The organism is Pseudomonas sp. B15(2017), assembly GCF_002113215.1.
Taxonomy (GTDB): Bacteria; Pseudomonadota; Gammaproteobacteria; order Pseudomonadales; family Pseudomonadaceae; genus Aquipseudomonas.
Map to the genome: position 1 here is coordinate 79,812 of NZ_NEJZ01000010.1, position 20,001 is coordinate 99,812.

The following is a 20,001-nucleotide window of genomic DNA, read 5'->3' on the forward strand; positions in this document are numbered from 1 at the left end:
CTGACTGAAGCTGACCTTCAGCCGAGGGGGTAGCCCTGGGAAAACCCCTGCTTTGGAACCAGAAAAGTGCGCAGGTAGGTGATGACCGGAGTGCCATCCTGCTTACGCCCAATCACCCTGATGGTGACGATGCCCTGGCCCGGACGCGACCGGGACTCACGCTTGGAAACCACCTCGCTCTCCGCGTAAAGTGTGTCGCCGACATACACCGGGCTGGGCAGGCGTATTTCATCCCAGCCCAGGTTGGCGATGGCTCGTGCGCTCATCGTCGCGACCGTCATGCCGCTGATAATCGACAAGGTCACGGAGCTGTTCACCAGCAACTTTTCGAACTCGGTGCGCTGTGCGTAAGCCACATCGATATGCACCGGATGGTTATTCATGTTCATCAGTGACTGCCAGATGTTATCCAGCTCCGTCACCGTGCGCCCGGGGCGGTGCTCGAACACATCGCCCACCACAAACTCTTCGTAATGCAGCCCATAAGATTCACGGTAGCGATTCGCCCCAATCCGTTCATGCGCCGGAATCATCGGTTCCATGGCGTCCTCCTTAAAGACCCAGTTCCTGGGCGCGCTGGATGACTTTGCGGGCTAGCTTCACAAAGGGCGGCCCGACCATCAGATTCTTCAATCGGGTGATTTTTTCACCGCTGTTTTGCGCAGCCTGCACAACGGCCAAGGCATGTTCGTACTCCGCGATCGAAGGCGTGAATGCCTCATTGATGATCGATATCTGCCTTGGGTGAATGGAGGTCTTGCCACTGAAGCCCAACTCCCGGGTGTCCTGGCATTCCTTCAGTAACCCGGCTTCGTCATCGAGGTTGAAGTAAGCGGTGTCGAACGCGGGAATACCCGCTGCGCTGGCGGCGGCAATGATGCTTGCACGGGCGTGGAGGATGTTGCTCCAGCCGCCAATCGGCACACCCAGGCTGGCCGCGTAGTCGGCGGAACCGAAGATCAGTCCGTCGGCGCTGGATGCAATGGCGTAAATATCCCGAAGACAGGCCGGGGTTTCGACGGTGACCAGGATTTTCGGACTGCTTCCCTGCCCCCCTAAGTTGGCGCGTACCACGTCTATCTCGGCCGCGGCTTCAGTCATTGCCAGGACGACATACTCGGGTCGCTGTTCAAGTGACTGCACCATCAGCAAATCGAGCAATCCCTGATTGTCACGCAAGGGATTGATACGCAGTGCCGTACGCTGCACCACAGCGGATCGATAGAACTGCTCGACACATAGGCGGGCTTCGGCTTTTTTGAGGAGCGGGACGCCGTCCTCCAGATCAATCACCATGACATCCGTCAGGGCACTCTTGGCATATTGCTCAGGGTGCAAGGCAGAGCAATACAACAAGCTTCGTGGTATCGGATGAGTCATCACCACCTCGCGTTCGGCAGGTTCGGGTTCAGACGGGCCTCTTCGATCTCTGCCCAGACTGCGGAGCAAAAACTGCGGATATCTTCTTGCGACATATCGGCACGCATCATCACGCGTAAACCGGACTTGTTTCTGGCCACAATGGGAAAGAACACCGCCGAGGTGTAATACCCTCGTTTGAAGACGCCCTCGGAAACGCTGATCGCCAGGTCCGGGCTGTCCAATGGAATAACCCGAATCGGCAATTCGGACCCCGCGTGTTCCGTATCAAACAAACTGTCGAAGAGGCGAATGTTGCAACGTAGCTTGTCCTGCAAGACGCCAAGCTCAGGACTCTTATGGATATCCAGCGAAGCCATGGCCGCCCCGACAGCCGCCGGATTTATATATTGAGAATAAGACATCGGACCACCAAAGCGTCGGAAGACACTTTGATAATCGGCCTTCTCCGACATGAATATGCCTCCACCATTGGCACCAAATGCCTTGGCCAATGAATAAACCAGAAGCGTTCTGGGATTGAGCTCAGGCATATAAGTACGGATATAACCTTCACCCCGATCGCCATAGGCACTCAAGGAATGAGAGTCGTCAAAATAAAGAAACAGCCCATATTTATCCTGCAACGCCAACAACCGTTCAATAGGCGCACTTCCGCCCATGCTGTAGGCACCATCAGCAACATATGCGACCAACGGATGTCGCTTGCACATATCCTCAATAAAATCTACATCGTTATGATTGCAGGTCATCACCTGCGTTTCATCACCACAAATGGCCTTGACCTGATTCAGTGCAAAATGGGCGTGCTTGTCAAAGATCAAAAAGGGGCGCTGCCCTTCAGTAAACATGCCAGCAGCCAGAAGCGGCAACGAGGCAACAATACCCGCACTGCAGGACGTCGCGGTGAAGGCTCGACAGTTGAAATGCGCGGACAAGGCATCCTCAAGCTCATCGAGTTCTCGCAACCTTATTCTGATACGCGAGGTGGGCAGATTCACCGTACCGCTATTGAGCACATAATCTGCGGCGCGGCGCGCCAGACGCTGATCGACCTCAAGACCCAGGTATGAACAAGAGCACATGTTCATGAATGGATGACCGTTCTGATCCTGCATACGCCCCTGCTGGGTATGTTGGACGCTCAAATCGGTCAATCCCGATTGTTGCGCGAGGGCCCAGGAAGGGTTACCGATATCGACGGACCTGGCGGTATTAATGAATTTATTTCGTTGTTCTGACATACACGACCTCAGTATAAGTCCATATAACAGGAACAATTACTTACATGCGTTCGCACGTAGCCGACTCAATGACAATGCTGAACACCCATAAACATCCGACCTCTACTCAACCAAAGCTTAGCTGACAACAGCCCGCCACCGGCGGTTAAAATCAGAGCCCTTATAGACACTCAAGAAACTTCCTTCACCCATTAATGAATGATCCGTAGGAACACTCTTAAATAATCATTTACACATGCCGAATCACATTAACGGATCTACGTTCTAACCGTGCGCTGCGTACAACTTATAGGCGCGCGCACTGCAGCTTTGTATTATGGAGAACTATTCATGAATGGAAGATTAAGAGGAAAGCGAGCGCTTATAACCGGCGCGTCCTCAGGCATTGGAAGAGCGATAGCCGAAGCCTTCATTACCGAGGGCGCTGATGTATTCATTACCGCTCGCACCGATGAAGCTGCGGCTCGTGAAGTTCTTGAGTTCGCAGCGCGCCAGGGGCAGCGCGCCAGCTTCACCCTCATGGAAGCCACGAGCGTCAGCATCGAGGCGCTCTTTGATGAAGCGCACGCCGCCATCGGGCCCATTGATGTACTCGTCAACAATCCCGCGTTTATCACCCGCACGCCTTTTCTTGAACTGAGCAACGATGAGTATGAGCAGACGCTGGCGGTCAATCTGCGTTTTCCTTTTTTTGCCACTCAGCGCTTCGCAAAAAACTGCATCGCTCGCGGTCAGGGCGGTAGCGTCATCAACATCTCATCTGTCAGTGCTTTCAGAGCGGTCAGTCGCCTGTCGGCTTATCAAGCCAGCAAGGCGGCGCTGTCGATGCTCACACGAAGCTGCGCGGTGGAACTGGCTCCTCATGGCGTCAGAGTCAATACGATTTCACCCGGACTGACCGCGACAGGTGGTAACGCCAGCCAGTGGCGGGACGCCCCGGCGATATGGCAGGAAAGAAAAAAGCACATTCCCCTGCAGCGAGCGGGAATACCTTCAGACATGGCAGGCGCGGCGATCCTTCTGGCCTCTGATGACTCCTCCTGGATGACCGGTGCCGATCTGGTCATTGATGGAGGCCACAGCGCGATTTGAACTACGGAGGTCGGCCGCCTGTTGCGGACCGACCCAAGGCTAACCGACGGGTTGGGAGGTTTTTGCCTGCGATTCGCCCCGCGCCTTGCCATGCCTTCGGCAGAAACATTGATCCAGAGCAGATCCGTCCCTCGAAAAATGCGGTAAAACGACCTCGGCTGCTACTTGCAGTAACCGCTATTCAAGACAACTTCCCACTCACACACCCGCCTAACAATCTAAAAAACCCCGCAAACAATATTGATTATCATTTGGCCGCAACTATGTTCGTTACATTCCAAACAAAACATATTTCCCGTAAACCCGGCTAATGCCCGCAACGCATGGGCTGCGGGCCCTTCGAGGAGCGCTATGTCCTTATTCCAATAAATAATTTCGCTATAGGAATTTTACTTGCAGGGTGTTTAGCCATAAAATCAGCGCGATTGATTGCTGCGACATATCGTCACTGCCTTATTTCTTTATCAAGCTCAGAGACCTTTGCTCTCTGTTAAGGATTTCCAGCATGCCCGAAGCGACAGGACTCATGGCCCACAACTGGGGCTTTGCCATTTTCCTTCTGGGTGTAGTCGGCCTGTGTGCCTTCATGCTCGGCGTCTCCAGCCTCCTCGGGTCAAAAGCCTGGGGCCGCAGCAAAAACGAACCGTTCGAGTCCGGCATGCTACCTACCGGTGGCGCCCGCTTGCGGCTCTCAGCCAAATTCTATCTGGTCGCGATGCTGTTCGTGATCTTCGATATCGAAGCCCTCTTTCTCTTTGCATGGTCTGTGTCCGTCCGCGAAAGCGGCTGGACCGGATTCGTCGAAGCTCTCGTTTTCATAGCAATTCTGTTGGCAGGTCTTGTCTACCTGTTCCGAGTGGGCGCCCTTGACTGGGCTCCGGAAGCTCGTCGCAAGCGGCAGGCGAAGCTGAAACAATGAGGCTTTGGCAATGCAATACAATCTCACCAGAATCGACCCCGATGCTCCTAACGAGCAGTATCCGATTGGCCAGCGGGAAACCGTTTCCGATCCGTTAGAAGATCAAGTCCACAAAAACATTTTCATGGGCAAGCTGGAAGACGTGCTGAGTGGCGCGGTCAACTGGGGACGTAAAAACTCCCTGTGGCCGTACAACTTCGGCCTTTCCTGCTGCTACGTGGAAATGACCACCGCCTTCACGGCGCCCCACGACATCGCGCGCTTCGGCGCCGAAGTAATCCGGGCATCACCGCGTCAGGCCGACTTCATGGTTATCGCCGGGACCTGCTTCATCAAGATGGCGCCGATCATTCAGCGCCTGTATGAGCAGATGCTCGAGCCCAAGTGGGTGATCTCGATGGGTTCGTGCGCCAACTCCGGCGGCATGTACGACATCTACTCCGTGGTTCAGGGGGTGGACAAGTTCCTGCCCGTTGACGTCTACGTACCTGGCTGCCCGCCCCGTCCAGAAGCGTTTCTGCAAGGCTTGATGCTGTTGCAGGAATCCATTGGCCAGGAGCGTCGCCCACTTTCCTGGGTCGTTGGCGATCAAGGCGTTTATCGCGCCGACATGCCTTCGCAGAAGGAACAGCGCCGCGAACAGCGAATCGCAGTCACCAACCTGCGCAGCCCTGACGAAGTCTGATCCAGTCTGTTTCAAAGAAACGAGAAGCTGGCTTCATTCTTTACGTTGACCGAAAGCGAAAAAATAACCATGACTACAGGCAGTGCTCTGTACATCCCGCCTTATAAGGCAGACGACCAGGATGTGGTCGTCGAACTGAACAACCGTTTTGGCGCCGAAGCGTTCACCGCTCAGCCGACCCGCACCGGCATGCCGGTGCTGTGGGTGGCGCGCGCCAAACTCGTCGAAGTCCTGACCTTCCTGCGCAACCTGCCCAAGCCGTACGTCATGCTTTATGACCTGCACGGCGTGGACGAGCGTCTGCGCACCAAGCGTCAAGGGCTGCCGGGCGGTGCCGATTTCACCGTGTTCTATCACCTCATGTCGCTGGAACGTAATAGTGACGTGATGATCAAGGTCGCCTTGTCCGAAAGCGACCTCAGCTTGCCGACCGTCACCAGCATCTGGCCGAACGCCAACTGGTACGAGCGTGAAGTCTGGGACATGTACGGCATCGACTTCAAAGGTCACCCGCACCTGTCGCGCATCATGATGCCGCCGACCTGGGAAGGTCACCCGCTGCGCAAGGACTTCCCGGCGCGCGCCACCGAATTCGACCCGTTCAGCCTGAACCTGGCCAAGCAACAGCTTGAGGAAGAAGCCGCGCGCTTCCGTCCTGAAGACTGGGGCATGAAGCGTTCCGGCCCGAACGAGGACTATATGTTCCTCAACCTGGGGCCGAACCACCCTTCGGCTCACGGTGCGTTCCGCATCATCCTGCAACTGGACGGTGAAGAAATCGTCGATTGCGTTCCGGACATCGGTTACCACCACCGTGGCGCCGAAAAGATGGCCGAGCGTCAGTCCTGGCACAGTTTCATTCCGTACACCGACCGTATCGACTACCTCGGCGGCGTGATGAACAACCTGCCGTACGTGCTCTCGGTCGAGAAACTGGCCGGCATCAAGGTGCCGGAGAAGGTCGACGTCATCCGCATCATGATGGCCGAGTTCTTCCGGATCACCAGCCACCTGCTGTTCCTGGGTACCTACATCCAGGACGTCGGCGCCATGACTCCGGTGTTCTTCACCTTCACCGACCGTCAGAAGGCGTACACGGTGATTGAAGCCATCACCGGTTTCCGTCTGCACCCGGCCTGGTATCGCATCGGTGGCGTCGCCCACGACCTGCCGCGCGGCTGGGACAAACTGGTGAAAGACTTCGTTGAATGGCTGCCAAAGCGCCTCGACGAATACACCAAGGCCGCCCTGCAGAACAGCATCCTCAAGGGTCGTACCATCGGCGTTGCCCAGTACAACACCAAAGAGGCCCTGGAATGGGGCGTCACCGGTGCCGGCCTGCGTTCCACCGGTTGCGATTTCGACCTGCGTAAGGCGCGTCCTTACTCCGGCTACGAGAACTTCGAGTTCGAAGTGCCGCTGGCCGCCAACGGTGATGCCTACGACCGCTGCATGGTTCGCGTCGAAGAGATGCGCCAGAGCGTCAGGATCATCGACCAGTGCCTGCGCAACATGCCGGAAGGCCCGTACAAGGCGGATCACCCGCTGACCACGCCGCCGCCGAAAGAGCGCACGCTGCAGCACATCGAAACCTTGATCACGCACTTCCTGCAAGTTTCGTGGGGCCCGGTCATGCCGGCCAACGAATCCTTCCAGATGATCGAAGCGACCAAGGGCATCAACAGTTATTACCTGACGAGCGACGGCGGCACCATGAGCTACCGTACCCGGATCCGTACTCCGAGCTTCGCCCACCTGCAGCAGATCCCTTCGGTGATCAAAGGCAGCATGGTCGCGGACCTGATTGCGTACCTGGGTAGTATCGACTTCGTTATGGCCGACGTGGACCGCTAAGCATGAACAGCACGCTTATCCAGACAGACCGTTTCACCCTGAGTGAAACCGAGCGCTCGGCCATCGAGCACGAGCTGCATCACTACGAAGACCCGCGCGCGGCGTCGATCGAAGCCCTGAAGATCGTCCAGAAGGAACGCGGCTGGGTGCCGGACGGCGCTCTGTACGCCATCGGCGAGATCCTCGGCATCCCGGCCAGCGACGTTGAAGGCGTCGCCACGTTCTACAGCCAGATCTTCCGTCAGCCGGTCGGCCGTCACATCATTCGCGTCTGCGACAGCATGGTCTGCTACATCGGTGGCCACGAGTCGGTGGTCAGCGAAATCCAGAACAACCTGGGTATCGGCCTGGGTCAGACCACCGCCGACGGTCGCTTCACCCTGCTGCCGGTCTGCTGCCTCGGCAACTGCGACAAGGCACCGGCGCTGATGATCGATGACGACACCTTTGGCGATGTCCAGCCTGCCGGCGTCGCCAAACTGCTCGAGGGCTACGTATGACCCTGACTTCTTTCGGCCCGGCCAACCGCATTCAGCGTTCGGCCGAGACTCACCCGCTGACCTGGCGCCTGCGTGACGACGGCGAAGCCGTATGGCTCGACGAGTACCAGGCCAAGAACGGTTACGCCGCTGCACGCAAGGCCTTCGCCGACATGGGACCGGACGACATCGTCCAGACCGTGAAGGACGCCGGTCTCAAGGGTCGTGGTGGTGCAGGCTTCCCCACTGGCGTGAAGTGGGGCCTGATGCCCAAGGACGAATCCATCAACATCCGCTACCTGCTGTGCAACGCGGATGAAATGGAGCCGAACACCTGGAAAGACCGCATGCTGATGGAGCAACTGCCTCATCTGCTGATCGAGGGCATGCTGATCAGCGCCCGCGCGCTGAAAACCTATCGTGGCTACATCTTCCTGCGTGGCGAGTACACCACCGCCGCCAAGCACCTGAACCGTGCCGTGGAAGAAGCCAAGGCAGCGGGCCTGCTGGGCAAGAACATTCTGGGCAGCGGCTTCGATTTCGAGCTGTTCGTCCACACCGGCGCCGGGCGTTACATCTGCGGTGAAGAAACCGCACTGATCAACTCCCTCGAAGGCCGCCGCGCCAACCCGCGCTCCAAGCCGCCCTTCCCTGCCGCCGTTGGCGTGTGGGGCAAGCCGACCTGCGTGAACAACGTTGAAACCCTGTGCAACGTGCCGGCGATCATTGCCGACGGCGTGGACTGGTACAAATCGTTGGCCCGCGACGGCAGTGAAGACATGGGCACCAAGCTCATGGGCTTCTCCGGCAAGGTCAAGAATCCGGGCCTGTGGGAACTGCCATTCGGCGTGACCGGTCGCGAGCTGTTCGAAGACTACGCCGGCGGCATGCGCGACGGTTACAAGCTCAAGGCCTGGCAGCCAGGCGGCGCCGGTACCGGTTTCCTGTTGCCGGAACACCTCGACGCACAAATGTACGCCGGCGGCATCGCCAAAGTGGGCACCCGTATGGGTACCGGCCTGGCCATGGCGGTGGACGACAGCGTCAACATGGTGTCCCTGCTGCGCAACATGGAGCAGTTCTTCGCTCGCGAATCCTGCGGTTTCTGCACCCCTTGCCGTGATGGCCTGCCATGGAGCGTCAAGCTGCTGATGGCCATCGAGCAAGGCCGCGGCCAGCCAGGCGACATCGAGACCCTGCTGGGTCTGGTCAACTTCCTCGGCCCGGGCAAGACCTTCTGTGCTCATGCACCGGGTGCCGTGGAGCCGTTGGGCAGTGCCATCAAATACTTCCGTCCAGAGTTCGAAGCCGGTATCGCGCCTGCAAGCGCCGCCGTCCCGCCTCTGGCGAAGCCGATCACAGTCGGCGCGTAAACGCTTAAAAGGCGAAGGGTCCGTGCCCTTCGCCTTTCGTCCGATGACGCCTTTCGGGGCTGACTGGATTCGGACGGATAACAAGATTCCATTAGCCACGCCCGCTGACACCGGGCCAACGAAGACCTTTGAACCATGGCCACTATCCACGTAGACGGCAAAGCGCTCGAAGTCGACGGGGCAGACAACCTGTTACAGGCATGTCTGTCGCTGGGCCTCGACATCCCTTATTTCTGCTGGCACCCCGCGCTTGGAAGCGTCGGGGCCTGCCGCCAGTGCGCGGTCAAGCAGTACACCGACGAGAACGACACCCGTGGTCGCATCGTCATGTCCTGCATGACCCCTGCCACCGACAACACCTGGATCTCCATCGACGATGAAGAATCCAAGGCGTTCCGCGCCAGTGTCGTTGAATGGCTGATGACCAACCACCCGCACGACTGCCCTGTGTGCGAGGAAGGCGGTCACTGCCACCTGCAAGACATGACGGTGATGACCGGCCACAACGAGCGCCGTTATCGCTTCACCAAGCGCACCCACCAGAACCAGGATCTGGGCCCGTTCATTTCCCACGAAATGAACCGTTGCATCGCCTGCTACCGCTGCGTGCGTTTCTACAAGGACTACGCCGGCGGCACCGACCTCGGTGTGTACGGCGCCCACGACAACGTGTATTTCGGTCGCGTTGAAGACGGCACGCTGGAAAGCGAGTTCTCCGGCAACCTCACCGAGGTCTGCCCGACCGGTGTGTTCACCGACAAGACTCACTCCGAGCGCTACAACCGCAAGTGGGACATGCAGTTCTCGCCGAGCATCTGCCATGGCTGCTCGAGCGGTTGCAACATCTCCCCGGGTGAGCGTTACGGCGAACTGCGTCGCATCGAAAACCGTTACAACGGTTCGGTGAACCAGTACTTCCTGTGCGACCGTGGCCGTTTCGGTTATGGCTATGTCAACCGCACCGACCGTCCACGTCAGCCAATGCTGGCCGACGGCACCAAGCTTGGGCTGGATGCTGCGCTGGACAAAGCCGCCGACCTGCTGCGCGGTCGCAACATCGTCGGTATCGGTTCGCCGCGTGCCAGCCTCGAAAGCAACTACGCGTTGCGTGAACTGGTCGGTGCCGAGCACTTCTATTCCGGTATCGAAGCCTCCGAGCTGGAGCGCATCCGTCTGGTCCTGCAAGTGCTGAAAGACAGCCCGCTGCCCGTGCCAAACATGCGCGACATCGAAGACCACGACGCCGTGTTCGTCCTCGGTGAAGACCTGACCCAAACTGCCGCCCGCATGGCCCTGGCCCTGCGTCAGTCGGTCAAAGGCAAGGCCGAAGACATGGCCGAAGCCATGCGCGTCCAGCCTTGGCTCGACGCCGCGGTGAAGAACATCGGTCAGCACGAGCTGAACCCGCTGTTCATCGCCAGCCTGGCTGAAACCAAGCTCGACGACATCGCCGAAGAGTGTGTACACGCCGCTCCGGACGATCTGGCCCGCCTCGGTTTCGCCGTGGCTCACGCCCTGGACGCCAGCGCGCCTGCCGTTGAAGGTCTGGACGCCGAAGCCCTGGAACTGGCCAAGCGCATTGCCGAGGCCCTGCTCGCTGCCAAGCGTCCGCTGATCATCGCCGGTACTTCGCTGGGCTCCAAAGCCCTGATCGAAGCTGCGGCGAACATCGCCAAGGCCCTGAAGCTGCGTGAGAAGAACGGTTCGATCAGCCTGATCGTGCCGGAAGCCAACAGCCTCGGCCTGGCCATGCTCGGTGGCGAATCGGTTGATGCCGCGCTGCAAGCTGTGATCGATGGCAAGGCCGACGCCATCGTCGTGCTGGAAAACGATCTGTACACCCGCACTGCCAAAGCCAAGGTCGATGCGGCACTCAACGCTGCGAAAGTAGTGATCGTTGCCGACCATCAGAAGACCGCCACCAGTGATCGCGCGCACCTGGTTCTGCCAGCCGCCAGCTTCGCTGAAGGCGACGGTACGCTGGTCAGCCAGGAAGGTCGCGCCCAGCGCTTCTTCCAGGTTTTCGACCCGCAATACATGGACGCGAGCATTCTGGTCCACGAAGGCTGGCGCTGGCTGCACGCCCTGCGCTCGACGCTGCTGAACCAGCCGATCGACTGGACGCAACTCGACCACGTCACCGCTGCGGTTGCTTCGAGCACCCCGCAACTGGCCCGAATCGTCGACGCCGCGCCGTCCGCCTCGTTCCGCATCAAGGGTCTGAAACTGGCGCGTGAGCCGCTGCGTTATTCCGGTCGCACCGCAATGCGCGCCGACATCAGCGTTCACGAACCACGCACCCCGCAAGACAAGGACACCGCGTTCGCCTTCTCGATGGAAGGTTACTCGGGCTCCGCCGAACCGCGTCAGCAGGTTCCTTTTGCATGGTCGCCGGGCTGGAACTCGCCGCAAGCCTGGAACAAGTTCCAGGACGAAGTCGGTGGTCACCTGCGTGCTGGCGATCCGGGCACCCGCCTGATCGAAAGCACCGGTGATTCGCTGAACTGGTTCGCCGCTGCGCCACGTGCGTTCAACCCGGCGCCGGGCACCTGGCAAGCCGTGCCGTTTTTCCACCTGTTCGGCAGCGAAGAAACCTCTTCGAAGGCTGCTCCGGTTCAGGAACGCATTCCGGCGGCTTACGTTGCTCTGGCCAAGTCCGAAGCGGATCGCCTGGGCGTCAACGACGGCGCACTGCTGAGCCTCAATGTTGCCGGCCAGACCCTGCGTCTGCCGCTGCGCATCAATGAAGAACTGGGCGCAGGTCTGGTGGCATTGCCTGCGGGCATCGCCGGCATTCCACCGGCATTCGCCGGCGTATCCGTTGATGGTCTGCAGGAGGCAGCGCAATGACCTGGTTCACCCCTGAAGTGATCGATGTGATCCTGACGGTCATCAAAGCCATCGTGATCCTGCTGGCCGTGGTGGTCGCAGGCGCGTTGCTCAGCTTTGTCGAGCGTCGCCTGCTGGGCTGGTGGCAGGACCGTTACGGTCCGAACCGTGTCGGCCCGTTCGGCATGTTCCAGATCGCAGCCGACATGCTGAAGATGTTCTTCAAGGAAGACTGGACCCCGCCGTTTGCCGACAAGGTGATCTTCACCCTGGCACCGGTGGTGGCCATGTCCGCCCTGCTGATCGCTTTCGCGATCATCCCGATCACCCCGACCTGGGGCGTGGCGGATCTGAACATCGGCCTGCTGTTCTTCTTCGCCATGGCCGGTCTTTCGGTCTACGCGGTGCTGTTCGCCGGCTGGTCGAGTAACAACAAGTTCGCCCTGCTCGGCAGCTTGCGTGCCTCGGCGCAGACCGTGTCCTACGAAGTGTTCATGGGCCTGGCCCTGATGGGCATCGTGGTGCAGGTCGGCTCGTTCAACATGCGCGACATCGTCGAGTACCAGGCGCAGAACCTGTGGTTCATCATTCCGCAGTTCTTCGGCTTCTGTACCTTCTTCATCGCTGGCGTGGCCGTGACTCACCGTCACCCGTTCGACCAGCCGGAAGCGGAACAGGAACTGGCCGACGGTTACCACATTGAATACGCCGGTATGAAATGGGGCATGTTCTTCGTCGGTGAATACATCGGCATCATCCTGATCTCGGCGCTGCTGGTCACCCTGTTCTTCGGTGGCTGGCACGGTCCGTTCGGCATCCTGCCGCAACTGTCCTTCGTCTGGTTCGCACTGAAGACTGCGTTCTTCATCATGCTGTTCATTCTGCTGCGCGCTTCCATCCCGCGTCCGCGTTATGACCAGGTGATGGATTTCAGCTGGAAATTCTGCCTGCCACTGACCCTGATCAATTTGCTGGTGACCGCTGCAATCGTGTTGTGGAACACGCCTGCGGTTGCGGTTCAGTGAGGATTTGACCCATGTTCAAATATATTGGCGACATCGTTAAGGGTACCGGTACCCAGTTGCGCAGCCTGGTCATGATCTTCGGCCATGGCTTTCGCAAGCGCGACACCCTGCAATACCCGGAAGAGCCGGTCTACCTGCCGCCACGCTACCGTGGCCGCATCGTCCTGACCCGCGACCCCGATGGCGAAGAACGCTGCGTAGCCTGCAACCTGTGCGCCGTGGCATGCCCGGTGGGTTGCATCTCGCTGCAGAAAGCTGAAACCGAAGACGGTCGCTGGTACCCGGACTTCTTCCGTATCAACTTCTCGCGCTGCATTTTCTGCGGTCTCTGCGAGGAAGCCTGCCCGACCACCGCGATCCAGTTGACCCCGGATTTCGAAATGGCCGAGTTCAAACGTCAGGACCTTGTGTACGAGAAAGAAGATCTGCTGATCTCCGGCCCCGGCAAAAACCCTGATTACAACTTCTATCGTGTTGCAGGTATGGCCGTTGCGGGCAAGCCGAAAGGCGCCGCACAAAACGAAGCCGAGCCGATCAACGTGAAGAGCTTGCTGCCTTAAGGAAGAACGATGGAATTCGCTTTCTATTTCGCATCGGGTATCGCTGTTGTGTCCACACTGCGTGTGGTCACCAACACCAATCCTGTGCACGCCCTGCTCTACCTGATCATTTCGCTGATCTCCGTGGCCATGACCTTCTTCGCCCTCGGCGCACCGTTCGCCGGCGTGCTGGAAGTGATCGCCTACGCCGGCGCCATCATGGTGCTGTTCGTGTTCGTGGTGATGATGCTGAACCTTGGCCCGGCCTCGGTTCAGCAGGAACGCACCTGGCTCAAGCCCGGCATCTGGGCAGGACCGGTGATTCTCGCCGCCCTGCTGCTGGCCGAACTGCTGTATGTGCTGTTCGCTCACCAGAGCGGTCAGGCCATCGGTCAAACCACCGTTGACGCGAAAGCCGTGGGCATCAGCCTGTTCGGTCCGTACCTGCTGGTGGTCGAACTCGCCTCGATGCTGCTGCTCGCTGCAGCCGTCACGGCGTTCCATTTGGGCCGTAATGAGGCTAAGGAGTAGAACATGCCTGTTATCCCTCTCGGTTCTATACCTATGGAGCATGGCCTGGCCGTTGCCGGCATCCTGTTCTGCCTTGGTCTGGTCGGCCTGATGGTCCGCCGCAACATTTTGTTCGTGTTGATGAGTCTGGAAGTGATGATGAACGCCTCTGCACTGGCCTTCATCGTCGCGGGCGCCCGCTGGGCGCAACCGGATGGACAGATCATGTTCATCCTGGTGATCAGCCTTGCAGCCGCCGAAGCCAGTATTGGCCTGGCGATCCTGCTGCAACTGTATCGCCGCTTCCACACGCTCGATATCGACGCTGCCAGTGAGATGCGCGGATGAACCTACTCTTTCTGACTTTCGTATTCCCTCTGATCGGGTTCCTGTTGCTGTCGTTCTCGCGCGGCCGCTTCTCGGAAAACCTGTCGGCGCTGATCGGTGTCGGCTCCATCGGCCTGTCTGCCATCGTCGCGGCTTACGTGATCTGGCAGTTCAACGTCGCTCCACCGGAAGGTGGCGTCTACACCCAGGTGCTGTGGCGCTGGATATCGGTGGAAGGTTTCCAGCCTGACTTTGCGCTGTACCTGGATGGTCTGTCCGTGACCATGCTCGGTGTGGTCGTCGGTGTCGGCTTCCTGATCCACCTGTTTGCCTCCTGGTACATGCGTGGCGAAGACGGTTACTCGCGCTTCTTCTCGTACACCAACCTGTTTATCGCCAGCATGCTGTTCCTGATCCTGGGCGATAACCTGCTGTTCATCTACTTCGGTTGGGAAGGCGTGGGCCTGTGCTCGTACCTGTTGATCGGTTTCTACTACAGCAACCGCAACAACGGTAACGCCGCACTCAAAGCCTTCATCGTCACCCGCATCGGCGACGTGTTCATGGCGATCGGCCTGTTCATCCTGTTCCAGCAACTGGGCACGCTGAACGTCCAGGAACTGCTGGTGAAGGCGCCTGAGCACTTCAAGGTCGGCGATTTCTGGATCGTGCTGGCGACCCTGATGCTGCTGGGTGGTGCAGTCGGTAAGTCGGCTCAACTGCCGCTGCAGACCTGGCTTGCGGACGCGATGGCCGGTCCTACCCCGGTTTCGGCACTGATCCACGCTGCAACCATGGTGACTGCGGGTGTCTACCTGATCGCCCGTACCCACGGTCTGTTCGCCCTGGCGCCGGATATCCTGCACCTGGTCGGCATCGTCGGTGGTGTGACCCTGGTACTGGCCGGTTTCGCCGCGCTGGTGCAAACCGACATCAAACGTATCCTCGCCTACTCGACCATGAGCCAGATCGGCTACATGTTCCTGGCGCTGGGCGTTGGCGCCTGGGAAGGCGCGATCTTCCACCTGATGACCCACGCCTTCTTCAAGGCCCTGCTGTTCCTTGCCTCCGGTGCGGTGATCGTTGCCTGCCACCACGAGCAGAACATCTTCAAGATGGGCGGCCTGTGGAAGAAACTGCCGCTGGCCTACGCCAGCTTCATCGTCGGTGGTGCCGCCCTGGCCGCCCTGCCGCTGGTGACCGCAGGTTTCTACTCCAAGGACGAAATCCTCTGGGAAGCGTTCGCCAGCGGCAACCACGGTCTGCTCTATGCAGGTCTGGTCGGCGCATTCATGACGTCGCTGTACACCTTCCGCCTGATCTTCATCGCGTTCCACGGTGAAGCCAAGACCGAAGCCCACGCCGGTCACGGCATCGCTCACTGGCTGCCGCTGTCGGTGCTGATCGTGCTGTCGACCTTCGTCGGCGCCATGATCGTTCCACCGCTGCACGGCGTACTGCCCGAGAGCGTTGGCCATGCCGGTGGCGAAGCCAAGCACAGCCTGGAAATCGCCTCGGGCGCCATCGCCCTGGCCGGTATCCTGCTGGCGGCCCTGCTGTTCCTTGGCAAGCGTCGCTTCGTGACCGCGATCGCCAACAGCGGCATCGGCCGTCTCCTTTCGGCCTGGTGGTTCGCTGCCTGGGGCTTCGACTGGATCTACGACAAACTGTTCGTCAAGCCGTACCTTGCGATCAGCCACATGCTGCGCAAAGACCCGCTCGACCAGACCATCGGTCTGATCCCGCGCATGGCCAAGGGTGGTCACACTGCCCTGAGCCGTACCGAAACCGGTCAACTGCGTTGGTACGCTGCTTCGATGGCTACTGGTGCCGTGTTGGTCATCGGTGCTGTCGTGCTGGTAGCGGTCTGATATGAACCTTGCGAATTTGCGAAAGGAAACGAGCCCGTCATGATTCTGCCTTGGCTAATCCTGATCCCCTTCATCGGCGGCCTGCTGTGCTGGATGGGTGAGCGCTTCGGCGCTACCCTCCCCCGCTGGATTGCGCTGTTGACCATGACCCTGGAACTCGCCCTCGGCCTCTGGCTGTGGGCCCACGGTGACTATTCATTTGCTCCGGCGCCTGGCGCCGATCCGACCTGGGCGCTTGAGTTCAAGCATGTCTGGATCCAGCGCTTCGGCATCAACGTGCACCTGGCCCTCGACGGTCTGTCGCTGCTGATGATCCTGCTGACCGGTCTGCTGGGCATCCTGTCGGTACTCTGCTCGTGGAAAGAGATCCAGCGTCACGTTGGCTTCTTCCACCTGAACCTGATGTGGATCCTGGGCGGCGTCGTCGGCGTGTTCCTCGCCCTCGACCTGTTCATGTTCTTCTTCTTCTGGGAAATGATGCTGGTGCCGATGTACTTCCTCATCGCGCTCTGGGGTCACAGTTCTTCGGACGGCAAGAAAACCCGTATCTACGCCGCGACCAAGTTCTTCATCTTCACTCAGGCTTCCGGCCTGATCATGCTGGTGGCGATCCTGGGTCTGGTCCTGGTCAACTACAACAGCACCGGCGTGATCACCTTCAACTACGCCGATCTGTTGAAGACCAAGATGTCGATGACCACCGAGTACATCCTGATGCTCGGCTTCTTCATCGCCTTCGCGGTCAAGCTGCCAGTGGTCCCGTTCCACTCCTGGCTGCCTGACGCTCACGCCCAGGCACCGACTGCAGGTTCCGTCGACCTCGCCGGTATCCTGCTGAAAACCGCGGCCTACGGTCTGCTGCGTTTCGCACTGCCGCTGTTCCCGAACGCCTCGGCCGAGTTCGCGCCGATCGCCATGACCCTCGGTCTGATCGGGATCTTCTATGGTGCTTTCCTCGCTTTCGCACAAACCGACATCAAGCGTCTGATCGCCTTTTCGTCCGTTTCCCACATGGGCTTCGTACTGATCGGCATCTACTCCGGCAGCCAACTGGCGCTGCAAGGCGCCGTGGTCCAGATGCTGGCCCACGGTCTGTCGGCAGCCGCGCTGTTTATCCTCAGCGGTCAGCTGTACGAGCGCCTGCACACTCGCGACATGCGTGAGATGGGCGGTCTGTGGTCGCGTATCGCATACCTGCCGGCGATCAGCCTGTTCTTCGCAGCCGCTTCGCTGGGTCTGCCGGGCACCGGTAACTTCGTCGGCGAGTTCCTGATCCTGATCGGTACCTTCGCCAGCGCGCCATGGATCACCGCAATTGCCACCTCCGGTCTGGTGTTCGGTTCGGTCTACTCGCTGATCATGATCCACCGTGCCTACTTCGGTCCGTCCAAATCGGATTCGATCCTGCACGGCATGGACGCTCGCGAACTGATCATGGTGCTGGGCCTTGCGGTGCTGCTGGTCTACCTCGGCGTCTACCCGCAACCGTTCCTCGACACCTCTGCCGCCACGATGCATGGCGTGCAGCAGTGGCTCGGCACCGCCTTCACTCAACTCGCTTCGGCCCGGTAAGAGCGCTATGGAATTCACGATTCAACACTTTATTGCGCTAGCGCCACTGTTGATCACCAGCCTCACCATTATCGTGGTGATGCTGGCAATCGCCTGGCGCCGCAACCACTCGCAGACCTTCCTGATTTCGGTGGCGGGTCTGAACCTGGCCTTGCTGTCGATCCTGCCGGCCCTGAAAGTCGCGCCTCTGGCCGTGACTCCATTGCTGCAGATCGACACTTTTGCCTGCCTGTACATGGCGCTGATCCTGGTCGCCACCCTCGCTTGCGTCACCCTCGCCCACGCCTATCTCGGCGATGGCGGTTCGGGTTACCCGGGCAACCGTGAAGAACTGTACCTGCTGATCCTGATGGCCGCCGCCGGTGGTCTGGTTCTGGTCAGCGCGCAGCACCTGGCCGGCTTGTTCATCGGTCTGGAACTGCTGTCGGTGCCGGTCTACGGTCTGGTGGCCTACGCCTTCTTCAACAAGCGTTCGCTGGAAGCCGGCATCAAGTACATGGTGCTGTCGGCCGCCGGTTCCGCGTTCCTGCTGTTCGGTATGGCGCTGCTGTACGCAGACTCGGGTTCGCTGAGCTTCGTCGGCATCGGTCAGGCACTGGCCGCAACCGGCCTGCCAAGCTCGCTGGCGCAACTGGGTCTGGGCATGATGCTGATCGGTCTGGCGTTCAAACTGTCGCTGGTACCGTTCCACCTGTGGACGCCGGACGTGTACGAAGGTGCTCCGGCGCCGGTGGCCGCGTTCCTCGCCACCGCGTCGAAAGTGGCTGTGTTCGCGGTCATGGTTCGCCTGTTCCAGATCTCCCCTGCCGCAAGCAGTGGCGTACTGAGCAACGTGCTGACCATCATCGCCATCGCCTCGATCCTGTTCGGTAACCTGCTGGCCCTGACCCAGAGCAACCTCAAGCGTCTGCTCGGTTACTCCTCCATCGCGCACTTCGGCTACCTGCTGATCGCACTGGTGGCGAGCAAGGGTCTGGCGGTGGAAGCCATCGGCGTGTACCTGGTCACCTACGTGATCACCAGCCTCGGCGCGTTCGGCGTGATCACCCTGATGTCCTCGCCGTACAACGGCCGTGACGCAGATGCGCTGTACGAGTACCGCGGCCTGTTCTGGCGCCGTCCGTACCTGACCGCCGTACTGACCGTGATGATGCTGTCCCTGGCCGGTATCCCGCTGACCGCAGGCTTCATCGGCAAGTTCTACATCATCGCTACCGGTGTCGAGTCGCACCAATGGTGGCTGGTAGGTTCGCTGGTACTGGGCAGCGCAATCGGTGTGTTCTACTACCTGCGCGTGATGGTGACCCTGTACCTGATCGAACCGAACCTGCGCCGCCACGACGCCCAGCTGCACTGGGAACAGAAAGCAGGCGGCGTGATGCTGCTGGCGATCGCCGTTGTCGCGTTCTTCCTCGGCGTCTACCCGCAACCATTGCTGACACTGGTTCAGCAATCGGGCCTGGCGGGCTGATCGCTCAGCGATAGTCGGCTACGAACAGAAACGGCACCTTCGGGTGCCGTTTCTGTTTTTGCGGGATTTCCATTTTCTACACCCTCCCCTTTCGGCGACCCTGCCGGCGGGCCCTTGCCCGTCGAACAATAAAACCCACGCCGAAGCACGTTCCCGTCTGCCGGACTCAGGAGCGATTAATGGTCAACAACACAAAAATATCGATGCCGCTCTGGTAGTGGTCGTCGGGACGTCCACGGTGACACCGGTGACGGCCGCAACTCTGTTTCCCGCGATGAACCGGGAACGGCACTGACCCCCAAGCCGATTTGTGCGGTTTTTTCTCAAACTCCATGGGAAAAATCGCCGCACAAGTGCTGCATACAGCCTCGTAAATCCTTCAGTAAGAATTTGCCTCCCCCCCTGCGCTGAAACGTCTGACAGCGACAACAGATAGAACACCTGAGACAGCTGATTCCTTTCGCCTGGTTCGCCCGCTCCCACGCAGGGCTACCCCTCTCAGAAACACGTCCGCCCGGCGTCAATTCACGTTTTATCAGTACGTATTTCGACACCGCTGAAACCCGCTGCTGGAAACGTCTGGACATTTTTGACCCGCCCTCACCGCGCTTTTAGATTCGGCTCGTGCTTGCAACAGCACACTCCCCCAACAACTTAGGAGCGACATCATGGGCTATATGGGCAACTGGAATGCCAACCACATCGACGAACTTGAAGAGCAGGAAGCGCCCTCGGCAGAGCAGATCGAAGCACTGCAACTGACCGAGGAAGAACAGGCAGAGCTGAACGCCGAGTGACAGAACCTGCGAGGGCCTTGCGCCCTCGCAGGCT

Annotated in this window: 18 protein-coding genes; 15 read left to right on the forward strand and 3 right to left on the reverse strand. The window is 59.5% G+C overall.

Annotation, left to right across the window (positions count from 1 at the left end; genetic code table 11):
• Nucleotides 1-17: 17 nt before the first annotated feature.
• The 3 genes from CAF73_RS16190 to CAF73_RS16200 are packed head-to-tail and all read right to left on the reverse strand — an operon-like array spanning nucleotide 18 to nucleotide 2,624.
• A complete protein-coding gene (locus CAF73_RS16190) occupies nucleotides 18-542 on the reverse strand; it encodes a MaoC family dehydratase (protein WP_085699115.1) in 525 nt (174 codons plus the stop codon).
• A 10-nt stretch (nucleotides 543-552) separates the two neighbouring features.
• Entirely contained in the window at nucleotides 553-1,380 is an 828-nt protein-coding gene (locus tag CAF73_RS16195; protein ID WP_085699112.1) for a CoA ester lyase, read from the reverse strand.
• Entirely contained in the window at nucleotides 1,380-2,624 is a 1,245-nt protein-coding gene (locus CAF73_RS16200; protein WP_085703239.1) for an aminotransferase class I/II-fold pyridoxal phosphate-dependent enzyme, read from the reverse strand. Before CAF73_RS16200 ends, CAF73_RS16195 begins: the two co-directional genes overlap by 1 nt.
• Nucleotides 2,625-2,954: 330 nt before the next feature.
• Between CAF73_RS16200 and CAF73_RS16205 the strand changes: the two genes are divergently transcribed.
• The 15 genes from CAF73_RS16205 to CAF73_RS30475 all read left to right on the forward strand — a co-directional run bounded on the left by CAF73_RS16205 (nucleotide 2,955) and on the right by CAF73_RS30475 (nucleotide 19,967).
• On the forward strand, nucleotides 2,955-3,716 hold the full coding sequence (locus CAF73_RS16205; RefSeq protein ID WP_085703240.1) for an SDR family NAD(P)-dependent oxidoreductase: 762 nt from the start codon (nucleotides 2,955-2,957) through the stop codon (nucleotides 3,714-3,716).
• Between the two features lie 505 nt (nucleotides 3,717-4,221).
• Complete coding sequence (locus CAF73_RS16210; RefSeq protein ID WP_003223812.1) at nucleotides 4,222-4,635, forward strand: NADH-quinone oxidoreductase subunit A; 414 nt, start codon at nucleotides 4,222-4,224, stop codon at nucleotides 4,633-4,635.
• Between the two features lie 10 nt (nucleotides 4,636-4,645).
• Entirely contained in the window at nucleotides 4,646-5,320 is a 675-nt protein-coding gene (locus CAF73_RS16215; RefSeq protein ID WP_007951456.1) for an NADH-quinone oxidoreductase subunit B family protein, read from the forward strand.
• A gap of 69 nt (nucleotides 5,321-5,389) precedes the next feature.
• On the forward strand, nucleotides 5,390-7,174 hold the full coding sequence (gene nuoC / locus CAF73_RS16220) for an NADH-quinone oxidoreductase subunit C/D (protein WP_085699107.1): 1,785 nt from the start codon (nucleotides 5,390-5,392) through the stop codon (nucleotides 7,172-7,174).
• 2 nt (nucleotides 7,175-7,176) lie between these two features.
• Complete coding sequence (gene nuoE / locus CAF73_RS16225) at nucleotides 7,177-7,674, forward strand: NADH-quinone oxidoreductase subunit NuoE (RefSeq protein ID WP_003223804.1); 498 nt, start codon at nucleotides 7,177-7,179, stop codon at nucleotides 7,672-7,674.
• On the forward strand, nucleotides 7,671-9,026 hold the full coding sequence (nuoF, locus tag CAF73_RS16230; RefSeq protein WP_085699105.1) for an NADH-quinone oxidoreductase subunit NuoF: 1,356 nt from the start codon (nucleotides 7,671-7,673) through the stop codon (nucleotides 9,024-9,026). The genes nuoE and nuoF overlap by 4 nt, the downstream gene beginning before the upstream one ends.
• 135 nt (nucleotides 9,027-9,161) lie before the next feature.
• Nucleotides 9,162-11,876 carry an NADH-quinone oxidoreductase subunit NuoG gene (gene nuoG, locus CAF73_RS16235; RefSeq protein ID WP_085703241.1) on the forward strand — a complete coding sequence of 905 codons (2,715 nt, stop codon included), beginning with the start codon at nucleotides 9,162-9,164 and terminating at the stop codon, nucleotides 11,874-11,876.
• Nucleotides 11,873-12,880 (forward strand): NADH-quinone oxidoreductase subunit NuoH, encoded by a 1,008-nt coding sequence (gene nuoH / locus CAF73_RS16240; RefSeq protein WP_007951460.1) that lies wholly within the window; start codon nucleotides 11,873-11,875, stop codon nucleotides 12,878-12,880. The genes nuoG and nuoH overlap by 4 nt, the downstream gene beginning before the upstream one ends.
• An 11-nt stretch (nucleotides 12,881-12,891) precedes the next feature.
• Nucleotides 12,892-13,440 carry an NADH-quinone oxidoreductase subunit NuoI gene (gene nuoI, locus CAF73_RS16245; protein WP_085690002.1) on the forward strand — a complete coding sequence of 183 codons (549 nt, stop codon included), beginning with the start codon at nucleotides 12,892-12,894 and terminating at the stop codon, nucleotides 13,438-13,440.
• Between the two features lie 9 nt (nucleotides 13,441-13,449).
• Complete coding sequence (gene nuoJ, locus CAF73_RS16250; protein WP_085690004.1) at nucleotides 13,450-13,950, forward strand: NADH-quinone oxidoreductase subunit J; 501 nt, start codon at nucleotides 13,450-13,452, stop codon at nucleotides 13,948-13,950.
• A 3-nt stretch (nucleotides 13,951-13,953) separates the two neighbouring features.
• Nucleotides 13,954-14,277 carry an NADH-quinone oxidoreductase subunit NuoK gene (nuoK, locus tag CAF73_RS16255; protein WP_085699101.1) on the forward strand — a complete coding sequence of 108 codons (324 nt, stop codon included), beginning with the start codon at nucleotides 13,954-13,956 and terminating at the stop codon, nucleotides 14,275-14,277.
• Nucleotides 14,274-16,127, forward strand: a complete 1,854-nt coding sequence (nuoL, locus tag CAF73_RS16260) for an NADH-quinone oxidoreductase subunit L (RefSeq protein WP_085703242.1) — start codon at nucleotides 14,274-14,276, stop codon at nucleotides 16,125-16,127. Before nuoK ends, nuoL begins: the two co-directional genes overlap by 4 nt.
• 39 nt (nucleotides 16,128-16,166) lie before the next feature.
• Nucleotides 16,167-17,699: an NADH-quinone oxidoreductase subunit M gene (nuoM, locus tag CAF73_RS16265; protein ID WP_085699097.1), complete on the forward strand. Its 1,533-nt coding sequence runs from the start codon at nucleotides 16,167-16,169 to the stop codon at nucleotides 17,697-17,699.
• Nucleotides 17,700-17,706: 7 nt separating this feature from the next.
• On the forward strand, nucleotides 17,707-19,170 hold the full coding sequence (gene nuoN, locus CAF73_RS16270; RefSeq protein ID WP_011334964.1) for an NADH-quinone oxidoreductase subunit NuoN: 1,464 nt from the start codon (nucleotides 17,707-17,709) through the stop codon (nucleotides 19,168-19,170).
• Nucleotides 19,171-19,838: 668 nt separating this feature from the next.
• On the forward strand, nucleotides 19,839-19,967 hold the full coding sequence (locus tag CAF73_RS30475) for a hypothetical protein (RefSeq protein WP_256574697.1): 129 nt from the start codon (nucleotides 19,839-19,841) through the stop codon (nucleotides 19,965-19,967).
• The last annotated feature ends 34 nt before the right edge of the window (nucleotides 19,968-20,001 follow it).

Excerpts from the sequence above, each read along its gene's own strand:
- nuoL (WP_085703242.1), top strand. The coding sequence starts at position 14,274 with ATGAACCTACTCTTTCTGACTTTCGTATTCCCTCTGATCGGGTTCCTG.
- CAF73_RS16210 (WP_003223812.1), top strand. The coding sequence starts at position 4,222 with ATGCCCGAAGCGACAGGACTCATGGCCCACAACTGGGGCTTTGCCATT.
- CAF73_RS16200 (WP_085703239.1), bottom strand. The coding sequence starts at position 2,624 with ATGTCAGAACAACGAAATAAATTCATTAATACCGCCAGGTCCGTCGAT.
- nuoJ (WP_085690004.1), top strand. The coding sequence starts at position 13,450 with ATGGAATTCGCTTTCTATTTCGCATCGGGTATCGCTGTTGTGTCCACA.
- nuoF (WP_085699105.1), top strand. The coding sequence starts at position 7,671 with ATGACCCTGACTTCTTTCGGCCCGGCCAACCGCATTCAGCGTTCGGCC.
- nuoM (WP_085699097.1), top strand. The coding sequence starts at position 16,167 with ATGATTCTGCCTTGGCTAATCCTGATCCCCTTCATCGGCGGCCTGCTG.
- CAF73_RS16195 (WP_085699112.1), bottom strand. The coding sequence starts at position 1,380 with ATGACTCATCCGATACCACGAAGCTTGTTGTATTGCTCTGCCTTGCAC.
- nuoG (WP_085703241.1), top strand. The coding sequence starts at position 9,162 with ATGGCCACTATCCACGTAGACGGCAAAGCGCTCGAAGTCGACGGGGCA.
- nuoK (WP_085699101.1), top strand. The coding sequence starts at position 13,954 with ATGCCTGTTATCCCTCTCGGTTCTATACCTATGGAGCATGGCCTGGCC.
- nuoE (WP_003223804.1), top strand. The coding sequence starts at position 7,177 with ATGAACAGCACGCTTATCCAGACAGACCGTTTCACCCTGAGTGAAACC.
- nuoN (WP_011334964.1), top strand. The coding sequence starts at position 17,707 with ATGGAATTCACGATTCAACACTTTATTGCGCTAGCGCCACTGTTGATC.
- CAF73_RS30475 (WP_256574697.1), top strand. The coding sequence starts at position 19,839 with ATGGGCTATATGGGCAACTGGAATGCCAACCACATCGACGAACTTGAA.
- nuoH (WP_007951460.1), top strand. The coding sequence starts at position 11,873 with ATGACCTGGTTCACCCCTGAAGTGATCGATGTGATCCTGACGGTCATC.
- nuoI (WP_085690002.1), top strand. The coding sequence starts at position 12,892 with ATGTTCAAATATATTGGCGACATCGTTAAGGGTACCGGTACCCAGTTG.
- CAF73_RS16215 (WP_007951456.1), top strand. The coding sequence starts at position 4,646 with ATGCAATACAATCTCACCAGAATCGACCCCGATGCTCCTAACGAGCAG.
- nuoC (WP_085699107.1), top strand. The coding sequence starts at position 5,390 with ATGACTACAGGCAGTGCTCTGTACATCCCGCCTTATAAGGCAGACGAC.
- CAF73_RS16190 (WP_085699115.1), bottom strand. The coding sequence starts at position 542 with ATGGAACCGATGATTCCGGCGCATGAACGGATTGGGGCGAATCGCTAC.
- CAF73_RS16205 (WP_085703240.1), top strand. The coding sequence starts at position 2,955 with ATGAATGGAAGATTAAGAGGAAAGCGAGCGCTTATAACCGGCGCGTCC.